Annotated in this window: 12 protein-coding genes; 7 read left to right on the forward strand and 5 right to left on the reverse strand. The window is 44.0% G+C overall.

The features are described from left to right. Window positions 1–5: 5 nt before the first annotated feature. The 4 genes from C7475_RS33190 (at window position 6) to C7475_RS24090 (ending at window position 5,516) form a co-directional block, all read left to right on the forward strand. Window positions 6–2,060: a SusC/RagA family TonB-linked outer membrane protein gene (locus tag C7475_RS33190; protein ID WP_199236280.1), complete on the forward strand. Its 2,055-nt coding sequence runs from the start codon at window positions 6–8 to the stop codon at window positions 2,058–2,060. 32 nt (window positions 2,061–2,092) lie between these two features. Beyond that, a complete protein-coding gene (locus tag C7475_RS24080) occupies window positions 2,093–3,895 on the forward strand; it encodes a RagB/SusD family nutrient uptake outer membrane protein (RefSeq protein ID WP_110055965.1) in 1,803 nt (600 codons plus the stop codon). 37 nt (window positions 3,896–3,932) lie between these two features. Further along, a complete protein-coding gene (locus tag C7475_RS24085) occupies window positions 3,933–4,862 on the forward strand; it encodes an endonuclease/exonuclease/phosphatase family protein (protein WP_110056140.1) in 930 nt (309 codons plus the stop codon). 285 nt (window positions 4,863–5,147) lie between these two features. Further along, a complete protein-coding gene (locus C7475_RS24090; protein WP_110055966.1) occupies window positions 5,148–5,516 on the forward strand; it encodes a hypothetical protein in 369 nt (122 codons plus the stop codon). Window positions 5,517–5,553: 37 nt separating this feature from the next. Here the strand turns inward: C7475_RS24090 and C7475_RS24095 are convergent, their stop codons facing one another. From C7475_RS24095 to C7475_RS24110, 4 genes are all read right to left on the reverse strand, one after another. Beyond that, window positions 5,554–6,651: a tetratricopeptide repeat protein gene (locus tag C7475_RS24095; RefSeq protein WP_158286606.1), complete on the reverse strand. Its 1,098-nt coding sequence runs from the start codon at window positions 6,649–6,651 to the stop codon at window positions 5,554–5,556. 105 nt (window positions 6,652–6,756) lie between these two features. After that, on the reverse strand, window positions 6,757–7,395 hold the full coding sequence (locus tag C7475_RS24100) for a YiiX family permuted papain-like enzyme (protein WP_110055968.1): 639 nt from the start codon (window positions 7,393–7,395) through the stop codon (window positions 6,757–6,759). A gap of 238 nt (window positions 7,396–7,633) precedes the next feature. Then, window positions 7,634–8,104, reverse strand: coding sequence for an OsmC family protein (locus C7475_RS24105; protein ID WP_110055969.1), 471 nt, complete (start codon window positions 8,102–8,104; stop codon window positions 7,634–7,636). Window positions 8,105–8,114: 10 nt separating this feature from the next. Beyond that, window positions 8,115–8,549, reverse strand: a complete 435-nt coding sequence (locus C7475_RS24110; RefSeq protein ID WP_110055970.1) for a MarR family winged helix-turn-helix transcriptional regulator — start codon at window positions 8,547–8,549, stop codon at window positions 8,115–8,117. 124 nt (window positions 8,550–8,673) lie between these two features. On the opposite strand from C7475_RS24110, the gene C7475_RS24115 reads away from it, so the two are divergent. After that, window positions 8,674–9,921, forward strand: coding sequence for an MFS transporter (locus C7475_RS24115; protein WP_110055971.1), 1,248 nt, complete (start codon window positions 8,674–8,676; stop codon window positions 9,919–9,921). Between the two features lie 505 nt (window positions 9,922–10,426). Here C7475_RS24115 and C7475_RS24120 read toward each other — a convergent pair. Further along, window positions 10,427–10,834 carry a hypothetical protein gene (locus tag C7475_RS24120; protein WP_110055972.1) on the reverse strand — a complete coding sequence of 136 codons (408 nt, stop codon included), beginning with the start codon at window positions 10,832–10,834 and terminating at the stop codon, window positions 10,427–10,429. Window positions 10,835–11,351: 517 nt separating this feature from the next. On the opposite strand from C7475_RS24120, the gene C7475_RS24125 reads away from it, so the two are divergent. Then, on the forward strand, window positions 11,352–11,801 hold the full coding sequence (locus C7475_RS24125; protein WP_110055973.1) for a MauE/DoxX family redox-associated membrane protein: 450 nt from the start codon (window positions 11,352–11,354) through the stop codon (window positions 11,799–11,801). Between the two features lie 98 nt (window positions 11,802–11,899). Then, window positions 11,900–12,217 (forward strand): hypothetical protein, encoded by a 318-nt coding sequence (locus C7475_RS24130; protein ID WP_110055974.1) that lies wholly within the window; start codon window positions 11,900–11,902, stop codon window positions 12,215–12,217. Window positions 12,218–12,244: the final 27 nt, after the last annotated feature.

The following is a 12,244-nucleotide window of genomic DNA, read 5'->3' on the forward strand; positions in this document are numbered from 1 at the left end:
TACAGGTGTACAATAACACCGAATATTCCAGCCGTCAGTATCACAACCCGCTGAACGTCGGAGAAGGCGGCGGCATCTGGAGGAATATGGCCGATGAGGCGCATCCTTCTTCTATGCTGTTTAACCCTGATGGTACGCTAACCTATAGCGCCGCTTATACGGTGGGAGATCTATTCTATGGAAGGAACGGCGTGGATATTACAAGATCGTTGTTCCGTAACACAACAGGCTTTATTGCCAATGTGTATAAGAATAAATTAAGACTGAGAGGCGACTTCACCTTCCAGCATCTGACCGAAGGACAGAAACGCATCCGCGTACAGGTGCCTTATAGTGCTGCTCCCGGTGTTATAGCTTATGTAGGTACGGGATATAATGATCTGTACATGAGAGACTCCACTGTCAAATACATGGCTTCAAACCTTTATGGTGAATATGAAACTACGCTCGGTGGTGGTCATTACATCAAAGTACTGGCAGGTCTGAACTACGAGCAATCTACCTTCAAAGGTTTTGCTGTAAACAGGAACGGCCTCATTTACAGTGATGCGAAAGACCTGAACCTGGCCCTGGGCAGTAATATCGCCACCAACGGCGGCTATGAGCGCTGGGCGATACAGGGTGAGTTCTTCCGTGTGAACTACAGCTATAAAGACCGTTATCTGTTAGAGGTGAATGGCCGTTATGATGGTTCTTCTAAATTCCCGTCCAATCAGCGGTATGCATTCTTCCCGTCTGTGTCTGCAGGTTGGAGAGTGTCTCAGGAGAAATTCTGGAAAGTACCCGCAACGATCATGTCTGATCTGAAGATCCGAGGTTCTTATGGTTCCCTCGGAAACGGTAACATCGCATCTTACGCTTTCCAGGAGTTATTTAATATCACCCAGTCTGGTAGGGTGATCAATGCCGTAAGGCCACAGATGACCAGCCAGCCGGTGGTATTGCCGAATGGTCTTACCTGGGAAACTTCTACAACAACCAATGGCGGTATCGATATGGTCTTCCTGAACAACAGGTTGAACGTAAGCGGAGATGCTTATATCCGCAGAACGACCAACATGTTCACTGTAGGTCAAACGCTGCCTGCTGTATTTGGTACAGATGTGCCTAAAGGTAACTACGCTGATCTGAAGACGGTAGGTTGGGAAGCTACTGTATCCTGGAGAGATAATTTCAAGGTAGCAGACAAGCCTTTCAATTATGGCGTGAGCCTGGTATTGGCCGACTATACAGCTACCATTACAAAGTATAACAATACCAACAACAAGCTGACAGATTATTACGTAGGACAGAAAGCCGGAGAGATCTGGGGATATGAGAACGATGGTTACTGGACTGCGCAGAATGTAGCTGATGCACCGAAAACACAGGCACTGTTCAAAGCCTCCAATGGCGGTCAGTGGTTACCAGGTGATATCAAGTTCAAAAACCTGGATAATAGCCAGGATAAGGTAATCAACAATGGAGCGAATACCCTTGCCGAACATGGTGACATGAGGATCATCGGTAACAGTACACCACGTTATACATATGGTGTGAACCTGGATGCAAGCTGGAATAACTTCTTCTTCAGCTCATTCTTCCAGGGCGTAGGAAAACAGGACTGGTGGCCTGGTGCAGAAGCAGATGTATTCTGGGGACAATACAACCGTCCTTACAACTTTATGCCTAAATCGCAGGTAGGAAAGATCTGGTCAGAACAAAACCCTGATGCTTACTTCCCACGTTATCGTGGCTACATCGCACAGAACGGTTCAGGCGTATTGAACGTGAAGCAGACAAAATACTTGCAGAACGTGGCTTACATCAGACTGAAAAATATACAGGTCGGATATAACCTGCCTAAGGCGTTTATCAGCAGGGCTAAATTAACTGCAGCACGTTTCTATATCTCTGCAGAAAATCTCTGGTCATATTCTCCGATGTACAAGGTTACAAGAGATCTCGATCCGGAAAGCATTGGCAGATCTGACACCGTTACCGACAATAACAACTCGGGTAATGGTAACAACTATCCAATATTGAAAAGTCTGACTTTCGGTCTGAGTGCTACATTCTGATCATCTAATTCAAACAGTAAAAGATAATAACGATGAGACAATATATTTCCCGGCTACAATGGATAGTGATGGCGCTGACAATATCAGTGCTGGCCGGTAGCTGCTCAAAGAACCTGGACCAGCAGCCGGAATCGACTGTCGATAAGGATGCGATCTTCGGCAGTGAGGCAGGTATGAAACTTTATACCAACTCTTTTTATGATGTGCTGCCTGGTATTAACGATACCTATAAGGTAGATGCAACGGCTGACTTCAGTGCAGTAAGCAGCATTCCCGATTATCTGAGGAAAGGTGCTTACAATGCCCGCGTGGCAGATGGATGGGACTGGAAGCAGTTACGTAACATCAACTACTTCATCGTAAATTGTAATAACCCTGCAGTAGATTCCACTACCCGTGGCAACTATATCGGACTGGCACGGTTCTTCAGAGCGTATTTTTATTTTGAGAAAGTAAAACGTTTTGGTGACGTTCCCTGGATCAACAGGCCGTTGAGCATAGATGATAAGGATATGTTGTATGCTGGTCGTGATAAACGTACGTTGGTGATGGATTCCATCATTGCCGACCTGGATTATGCAGCGTCACATATCACATTGAAAACTGATCCGACAGCCAGTCAGATCACCAAATATGTCGTGTATGGATTGAAGTCGAGGGTATGCCTTTTCGAAGGTACTTTCCGTAAATATCAGACATCATATGAGCTGACCTCTACAGCTCCGGCATTATTACAACAGGCAGCAGATGCAGCTGCGAAAGTAATGGCCGAAGGTGGTTTCAGTCTTAACCAGGCAGGCGGTAACGGATTGTCTTACCGTCAGCTGTTTACCAGTGCAGGACCGGTTGTTTCTGAAGTGATGCTTGCTAACGTATCCAGTACCACACTTGCGGTGTTCAACGATGCCAACTGGTACTTCACCAGTGCTACATATGGAAACCGCCTGAGCTTTACAAGGAAGTTTATAAATACTTACCTGAATATCGATGGTACACCATTTACCAGTAAATCGGGGCATGATACACTACCATTGGCGAAAGAAACGCTGGATCGCGACAAACGTTTACAGCAAACTATCCGTATGGGATCGTACACCCGGACCGATAATGGAAAAACCATTGCAGCTCCGCCCGTATTTTCTTATACTTACACCGGATATATGCCGATCAAGTTCAGCCTGGATGATACTTATTATGACAATGGCAGAACCGGTACGAGCTCCATCGCACTAATGCGTTATGCAGAGATCCTGCTGAACTATGCGGAGGCAACAGCTGAACTCGGAAAATTATCTGATGCTGATTGGGCGAAAACAGTAGGTGCACTTCGCCAGCGTGCGGGTATTACAGGAGGATTGGGGGCAAAGCCAACAGTGGCTGACAATTATCTGCAAACCAACTATTTTCCGGATATCACGGATGCTGCTTTACTGGAGATCCGCAGGGAGCGGGGAATTGAGCTGGTACTGGAAGGCTTCCGCGTTCATGACCTCATCAGATGGAAGAAGGGCGACCTGCTGTCAAAATCATGGAACGGTATGTATGTGCCTGCGCTGGATACGCCGATGGACCTGAATGGAGATGGTCAATATGATGTGTGTTTCTATAAAACACTGCCGGCTACACAGATTAAGGGAGTAACTTATATCAATGTTTCTCCTACAATTAATGGCGTGACCAATCCACAGCAGTTATCTAACGATACTTATGGAGAGATTCATTGGCTGGATAACGTGGAACGTGACTGGAGCGATTATAAATATCTTTATCCGATCCCGTATAACGACCTGCAGCTGAATCCGAAGTTAGGGCAGAATCCGGGTTGGGAATTGTAAAGTGAATTTTAATGATCATTATAAAATTGAGATGCAGATGAAAAGAAGGATGCTCCTCTTAGCAGCAGTTTTTACCATATTCTCTTACGCGGTGATCGCACAAACGATCAATGTGGCTACTTACAACATGCGTAACGACAATAACAAGGAAGATGCCGCCCGCGGCAATGGCTGGAAACAGCGGCTTCCGGTGATTGCAGGCATGATAAAGTTTCATGGCTTTGACATATTTGGTACACAGGAATGTATGCACCACCAGCTGGAAAATCTTAAAGACAGTCTTCCGGGATATGCTTATGTAGGGATAGGCCGTGACGACGGAAAGCAGGCAGGCGAATATTCTGCTATCTTTTATAATTCAAAGAAATTCAAATTGCTGGAAAACGGTGATTTCTGGATGTCAGAGATCACTGACAGACCTAATAAAGGCTGGGACGCTGTTCTGCCGAGGATCTGTTCCTGGGGTAAATTCAAAGAAATTAAAACCGGCTTTACCTTTTATTTCTTTAATCTGCACATGGACCACGTAGGTGTAAAAGCCCGCGCAGAAAGTGCAAAACTGGTAATGGAAAAGGTAAAGAAGATGGCTGGCAATATTCCCACTATCCTGACGGGCGACTTTAACGTGGACCAGCACAGCGAATCTTATACGCTGATCAATACATCCGGATTGCTGAAAGATGCATATGAAACAACCGCTATCCGTTACGCGGAAAATGGCACTTTCAATGCGTTCAATCCTAACAGCAAAACTGACAGCAGGATAGATCATGTCTTCCTGACTAAACAATTCCGTGTGGAAAAGTATGGTATTCTGACAGACACTTACCGTGGTCCGGTAGTATCAGATAAAGGCGATGAGAAGGTTAGCTCCGCTGATTTCCCGAAAGAAGTATCTCTTAACAAATATGTGGCCCGTGAGCCATCAGACCATTTCCCGGTAATGATCGTTGTTTCCTGGAAGTAAGGTTAACTACTTAATTGATCAATGCTCCTGATGGGTTTTCCTGTCAGGAGCATTTGTTTTAAATACCCATTATTTTTCTTTTAGCATCGAGTGGTAGTACTCATTTTCGTTTCTGTGAGTACTTTTTATAATGTATACTGATTAACAGGCAGTTGATACGAAGGAGGAAATAATCTTGTTGGAACGCACAATAAATCAGTAGATTATTAGAATGTGTATCTCATATATTGTGGATGTTGATAATGTATTTCTACACATTTAAGCTCGCATAACCATTTACCATTTATGATGCACTTTCCTGACAACACTGTTTTTATTGCAATCTTCGGTGTATTACTATCATTGATCGTCTACTTATTTACCAGGCAGTATTTTTCAAGGCACGGTAAAAATGACTATCAGAAAAAAATAGAGATTGCGAACAATGAAATGCTGTATTCTATCAGGCCTTTACTGGTGGAAAAGAAGGTCCCCTCGAAAGAAATCCTGGCAGCAGTGCGCTATTCTACAGCCAAAAAGTATGGAGTGGAACAAAATGATCTGTACGATGAATTTTCTATGACCAGCGATTTAATCAATGAAACGATTGCCAATACCTTTCTGAGCTCAGACCAGAAACTGGAATTCTGTAGTTTACTACAGTCCATCAAATAAGAGCAATCTTCTTTTTGCCGGTAAAAGCCTTCCGGGATTAGTTCTTGGAAGGCTTTTTACCTGTAGTCTTACTGCTGCTTTTAGAAGCAGTAGACTTAGATGCAGTTGATTTTGATGTAGTTGATTTGGTACTGGTAGTTTTCGCCTTTGCAGTAGTTTTAGCTGCCGACGGCTTGGACGTACTTGCTTTTTCAGTAGATGCCTTTGCAGTAGCTGGTTTAGGCATAGTAGCCTTTGGCACCGGTTTCTTAGCGTTTATGCGTTTGATCTCATTGGTGGCCAGGTCCTTCGCTTCCTGGTCGCCATATTTCAGCGCCTGTTCATAGTACTTTACGGCATTCGCGTCATCTCCTTTCTTTGCATAGATGTTTGCAATGTTGTTTAATACTATAAAATCTTTTGGAGCGATGCTATTGGCCTTCAGCAAAGTTTTCAGCGCATTGTCAAGGTCCTCTTTCAGTGTATAGGCCAGGCCGAGGTCGGACAGACTTTCTACATGTTTAGGATAATATTTTAATACTGTTTCAGAGATCAGCTTCATGTTATCTGCCTGGCTCTTACCTACGTTGTAGATCTGTGCAACATACTCCTGTACAGCGTTCAGCATGAACTGTTCCGGCTTATCCAGCGGTTTGTTGTCCGTCCATTTCCATTTATTGCTGATCGTATGACCGTAATTGATAGCACTTACCAGTTCTTTTGTCAGATAGGTATAATTATAGTTTTCGCCCAGCATGTAGATCTTACCGAAGCGCATATCCAGTCTGTTAGGAAACTTGGAAATACCTGTGTTGATATATTTAAAACCTCTGTTCAGGGGTTCCTTTTTATAACCTACTTCACTGGTATATCCGGCAGGATCTCCGTTTTTACCAGCCTTTAAAGCATTGGAGCCATTGGCGGTGTGATTGATGGTCACCACCTCGGTCTTACTCTTGGTAACATAATAATTGAAATAGGCGATGTATAGCTCCGCGTCCCCGGGTTTAGCCTTCTCCCATTTAGCAAGGAGAGTACGCTGCTTAGCGGTATCGCCACTGACACTTAATTTTTCAAAATCCTGTTTATAGTTTTGTCCTGCAGCGGATAGGGAAAACACTACGGATAGCAATAGGGATGTAGAAATTCTTTTCATATTCATAGGATTGGAATAAACGGTACTACGCCGTTGATATAAAAAATCGAACCTTGTTCTCACTGGTTAAACCAGACCTGTACTGCAAAGTTACTGAAGATAATACTATTTTTTGCCATATTTCGTTACAACGGTTACAAATAGACTACTTTCGTAAATGCTCTGCGGTGAGATAACTGTTTCATTTACAGGAAGATTGTCGCCGTAACGTTCCCGGATAATCTGCTGCACAGGCTTGCTGGTCAAGTCAAAGTCCTTTATCTTTTGCAGTCTGCCTACCTCTATTCCTGCTGCTCTTTTGTAGATCTTCCATACCAGTTCAGAACAATATATCTGATCGTCAGACCATTCGAAGAACCCATCATAAGATTTCCCCAGCATTTTCTTTCCTTCGGCCTCCATCTTGTCCAACACTACAGGCGTCAGCACGCTGTCTGCATTTTTCAGGCGCCGGATCACGTATTTCTTTCCCTCTCCATGGGAGATCCACTCGTCCAGCGGTGTTATTTTTACCGGTTGTACCGCTTCCAGTACATAGTCTTTATCGCCTTTTTTCCATATCATACCACAGTGGCTGAATTTGGAACGGGTGGCCAGCCGTACGGCATGGCACTGTGGCGACATAGAGGTCTGAAAAATGACATCACCGGAACGCAGTGCGGGAGTATCGTCCCTGAAGGCGTACAGTGTGATAACCAGTCCCAAAGTAAAAACTACCAATACAGTTGTGAGTATCCTTTTCATAAGAAGAAAAGTTTGGTATAAGCGCCTGCGTTATAACATATATAAAATTAGATAATTTTATCGCTACGCAAATGTTAAAATACTTGTACGGTAATACGAAAAGGCCTGTTTAGTCTTTTTTTAACCCGGTTTTTATGCTTTTTTATCAACTTTTGGGCAGAAATGGGGCTTTGCACCCAAAAAGGGATTTCCGGGAATGAGTTCCATTACTTAGTACTCCTGACGTTTCAAGCAGGCATTATGCCTGTACTTTGCAGGTGGGTTGATGATGTACCGGGAATTTTACAGAATTGGCAATGAAGCACAGCTCATTGGCTTCATGATGCAGTTCATTGGCTTTGTCTGTCAGGGAAGCATCGGTGATAGTCACTTCGGGATGCAGGGTCACTTCTGAAAAATATCCGCCGCCATCTGCAGTTTCTGTCATGGTACCGGTGGCATGGTCAACATAATCAATTACAACGATACCGGCTGCCGAGCAAAGGTGCAGGTACCATAGCATGTGGCAGGAGGAGAGAGACGCGACCAGCATTTCCTCCGGATTGTACCGGGTCTTGTCGCCCCGGAATGAAGGGTCGGACGAGCCGGGAATCTCGGGCTTGCCATCGGTCTGAAGAACGTGGCTGCGTTCATAAGACTGATAACTGGCGGTTCCGCTGCCAGTATTACCCGTCCACCGGGTGGTCATTGTATAATGATGTGCTTTCATATGTGAGTGGTTATCCGTTGTATTCAGCCAATCTTTGTAGGAGAGGGAGGAAGGCTTCGATGAGCGACAGCTCTTCCGCCGAAAATAACTTATCCATGGCTTTTACAAGCCATTCTTCTTTAATACGCCTATTCTCGTAGAGATATTCGGTGCCTTTTTCCGTCAGGGATACGACCGACTTCCGTTTGTCGGTTTCGTCCATGACCCGGTTCACACAGCCGGCTTCTTCCAGCCGGTTAAGGATCTGGGAAATGGCCTGTGCCGAGATCCGTTCCATGTCGGCCAATGCGGAGGGGAGGAGTTTACCATGCTGGTCAAGCAGTCCCATGGTTAAAAGCTCTGCATTGGAGAAGTCGGACGAGATATTTTGTTTGCGTAGCTGTCTTACGAGGCGAGTGACCGTACTCCGTAATGACGCTGCTACTTCATCAGTTTTAGTAGGCATATAAGAAAATCAATTTGCAAAGTTACTTTACATTTATTTAACTACCTATACTACCTTGTCCTACATCTATCTGGCTAAAAAGTCGTACTTTTGTAAAGTAGCTTTATTAATTTACTTTATTAACATGTCAGTATTTCGTTCACTTAAACACCATAACTTCAGACTTCACTTTACAGGACAAGCCATATCATTAATAGGTACATGGATGCAGCGGGTAGCCATCAGTTGGTTGGTATACCGCCTTACAGGCTCCGCTTTTTTACTCGGGCTGGTCACTTTTCTCAGTCTGATACCCTCACTTGTGCTGGCGCCATTCGCCGGCAGTTTTATAGACAGACATAACAAATTTAAGGTGGTCATGGTCACACAGATCGCCCTGATGGTCCAAGCCGGTGCCCTGGCGGCCATGGTATGGCTGAATTACTACAGTATTGCCTGGATCTCGGCATTAAGCCTGATGCAGGGGCTGATCAATTCTTTTGATACCACTGCCCGTCAGGCATTGATGGTTGACCTGGTAGATGACAAAGAAGACCTGCCGAATGCTATCGCCCTGAACTCTTCCGCCTTCAACGCAGCCCGGTTAGTGGGACCGGCGCTGGCGGGTATCATACTCAGCTCCCTGGGAGAAGATGTCTGTTTCCTGGTCAATTTCCTGAGCTTTATTGCAGTGATCTGCTGTTTGCTGATGATGAAGCTGAAACTGATCCCTGCCTCCAGATCGGAGGTGAATATCTGGATGGACCTGCGTAAGGGATATGAATATCTGAAGGAATCCCCCGACCTTTCTTCCCTGATCCTTTTATTGGCGGCATCCAGCCTTCTGGTGATCCCATATACAACGTTATTGCCTGTTTTCGCTAAAGATGTTTTCCACGGAGATGCAACCACTTTCAGCTGGTTTGAGAGTGCAGCAGGACTAGGCGCATTGTTCGGAGCAGTTTTTATGGCTACGCTTAAACCCGGCCGTGACCTGGTAAGGATGACGGTAATGTCCAGTACCGTATTTGCCGTGGCATTGCTTGGACTCGCAGTTTCATCTTCGATGTTCCTGGCACTGGTAGCAACAGCAGCTACAGGTGCAGGACTGATGATCCAGAACTCAGCTATCAATACTTACCTGCAAACACATGCTTCTTCAGAGATGAGAGCGAGAACGCTGAGTTATTATATCATGTCTTACCAGGGTATGTTGCCTATCGGCAGTTTGCTGATAGGATACCTGGCGCATTTCTATGGTGTGGGAGTAGTGGTGTTTGTGGAAGGAATACTGGGGTTGCTGATCGTCCTGGTGTTTATGCTGCATCACAGAGGAGTAACACATTGGATAAGACTGTTACACGTGATACGTGTAAGACATTTACGTTTATAAAGTAAATATCAGAGCGCTACAAACGGCCTCACTTCTATCATTGCATAGCAACAGATTTCCTGCCGCTTGCATTGATAGTGAGGCCGTTAACATTTCAGGGTTTAGGTAACAGGACTATTTGAGCAGGTAGTAACTGAATTCGGTAAGATCTGTCACAAGTTCATTGTTAGACAGTTAAGCCCCGCACCGTGGCCAATGGGGACAGGCGTAGCCCGGCCACATTGACCACCATCATAAGAAACAGATGACTGTATTTCAGTTGTGCAGGTTGGGGTTCAACTAATGGTTAACTGAGTCGGGGTATTATCATGAGTTTTGGGGTTTATTAACAAACAATGGTAGGGTTTTCTGCTATCATCGTTTGATAAAACAAAGATAGTTTGTGGTTACGCACTGGTCATGCGTAGTAAAAAAAAAGCTGACCAAAAGTATTGGTCAGCCCCTTTTAAAATTACGTATTGATAGCGTGTTGTTATCGTTAAATAACTCCTCCTACCGATTGCAATCAAAAGTCCCAGAAGGTCAGATTGTATTGCTCTGGTGTGCCATAAATGTTCAGGATTACAGTGAACAGGCCAGAAATTACACTGCTGTCAATAGTCGCACGCCATTCCTGTTTTCCTCCTTCCTGAGTGAAGTTATAATAAGCTACAAAATTTCCATTCTGATAGAAGTAAATGTTGTTTGTGCCAGAAATGGAATAAGTGAAAGCGCCATAAGTACCGGTAATAGGCCAGGTTAATGGTGGTAAAGCAACAGCATTAGCAGCAACTGCATTAACGGCAACTGGATTAACAGCTACAGTGTCCGTACATGGTGCTTTGTCAGCCTTGATAGTTTGAGCATTTGAAACCAGGCTAGAGGATAATAGTGCGCATGCTGTCAGCATCGCAATGGGCAACATTTTTTTCATAAAATAATTTGTTTTGTCGGGTTTTGTTTACGTAAATGTGTTAATGGTTTCTGTTAATGTTATGCATAACGGGTAACGTGAATAAAGATATACTTTAATTTAATTCGTTGCGCAAGCGACCTTATGTTTTTTTATTGTGTTGATTAAATAAACAGTAAGACAATTAGTTAGCACTAAAAAAAAATAATGCAGTTATCATTCGTAGAAATAATTCGTTGTTTGGTTTCATTACCTGTTAATAATAACTACATCTCATATACGAAATATCGCTTTGCTATACAGCTCATTAATGCGTTATGCTGGACGAATGCCGGTAAGATCATAACAGCGTTAGGTCATTTGCTTGTCAGCTGTTAAAAAAGTATTGTAATTCTCATCCGGTTTTGTTACTTTTATTAAGTAAGTAACCACGTGAAGTTGACCTGTTGACCATAAGAAAAATCCATTAAAGAAATCCATTACAAAACGCTAATGAAACACTAGTCTCGCCAGCTGTTTTTCATTTTACACTGAACATATGAAACTCAGGGCTTTCAATTTAACCATTGAAGCAATTACTGCTGTATTGCTTTTACTGTGGATCTATACTGGCCTCAATAAACTGATCCATTATGACAAATTCAGTTTCGAAACCGGCCGTTCTCCTTTTCTGCAACATATAGCACCACTGGTAGCCATGATGCTACCTGCGGGCGAGCTTGTGATAGCTGCATTGCTGATCTTCAGACGAACGCGTGTAGCAGGTTTATATGCATCATTGTTTCTGATGACCCTGTTCACTGGTTATGTATATGTTATGTTGCATTATGCCTATGATCTCCCGTGTAGTTGTGGCGGAATTATTGAACTGTTAACCTGGGAACAGCACCTTGTAGTCAATTGTATGTTAACCTTGCTTACAGCGATCGCCATATTGCTGCAAAGCCGGATAGCTGTACTGAACAGGCAAACTATTTCATTGTCTTAACTCTTTTATTGATCAATAAAACAGGACCCTCTCCTCCTGTATAAGCAGAGGCAACCAGTTGTGGTTGTTATTAATTCCTAATCATAAAAAGCTAACACATGAAAAAGATGAAAATCAGTTTTGCTGCGCTGGTAGCTGTAGCTGCCGTTGGATTAACCATCTCTACTAATGCAGGCACAATCATTAAAAAAACACAAGACGCGTGTTACCGTACAGTTACTATTCCCGGACTGCCGTCCGATCGTACCGCTACTTATGGCGGTAACCTCGTCCTGTCATTCGGTAACTCAGTAAAAAGCGTAGCTGATGCAAATAGCGCCAGCAACTGTAGCGGCGACGGATACTTCTGCTGCGCAACTACATTCCAGTCACAAGGAAAGACATACGTTTGGGAAGTATTTATGACTGATCTGTAATTCTTTATTAAGTAATTAACAGAGACT

The organism is Chitinophaga sp. S165 (assembly GCF_003182155.1).
GTDB lineage: Bacteria > Bacteroidota > Bacteroidia > Chitinophagales > Chitinophagaceae > Chitinophaga.

Excerpts from the sequence above, each read along its gene's own strand:
- C7475_RS24080 (WP_110055965.1), top strand. The coding sequence starts at position 2,093 with ATGAGACAATATATTTCCCGGCTACAATGGATAGTGATGGCGCTGACA.
- C7475_RS24085 (WP_110056140.1), top strand. The coding sequence starts at position 3,933 with ATGAAAAGAAGGATGCTCCTCTTAGCAGCAGTTTTTACCATATTCTCT.
- C7475_RS24090 (WP_110055966.1), top strand. The coding sequence starts at position 5,148 with ATGATGCACTTTCCTGACAACACTGTTTTTATTGCAATCTTCGGTGTA.
- C7475_RS24095 (WP_158286606.1), bottom strand. The coding sequence starts at position 6,651 with ATGAAAAGAATTTCTACATCCCTATTGCTATCCGTAGTGTTTTCCCTA.
- C7475_RS24100 (WP_110055968.1), bottom strand. The coding sequence starts at position 7,395 with ATGAAAAGGATACTCACAACTGTATTGGTAGTTTTTACTTTGGGACTG.
- C7475_RS24105 (WP_110055969.1), bottom strand. The coding sequence starts at position 8,104 with ATGAAAGCACATCATTATACAATGACCACCCGGTGGACGGGTAATACT.
- C7475_RS24110 (WP_110055970.1), bottom strand. The coding sequence starts at position 8,549 with ATGCCTACTAAAACTGATGAAGTAGCAGCGTCATTACGGAGTACGGTC.
- C7475_RS24115 (WP_110055971.1), top strand. The coding sequence starts at position 8,674 with ATGTCAGTATTTCGTTCACTTAAACACCATAACTTCAGACTTCACTTT.
- C7475_RS24120 (WP_110055972.1), bottom strand. The coding sequence starts at position 10,834 with ATGAAAAAAATGTTGCCCATTGCGATGCTGACAGCATGCGCACTATTA.
- C7475_RS24125 (WP_110055973.1), top strand. The coding sequence starts at position 11,352 with ATGAAACTCAGGGCTTTCAATTTAACCATTGAAGCAATTACTGCTGTA.
- C7475_RS24130 (WP_110055974.1), top strand. The coding sequence starts at position 11,900 with ATGAAAAAGATGAAAATCAGTTTTGCTGCGCTGGTAGCTGTAGCTGCC.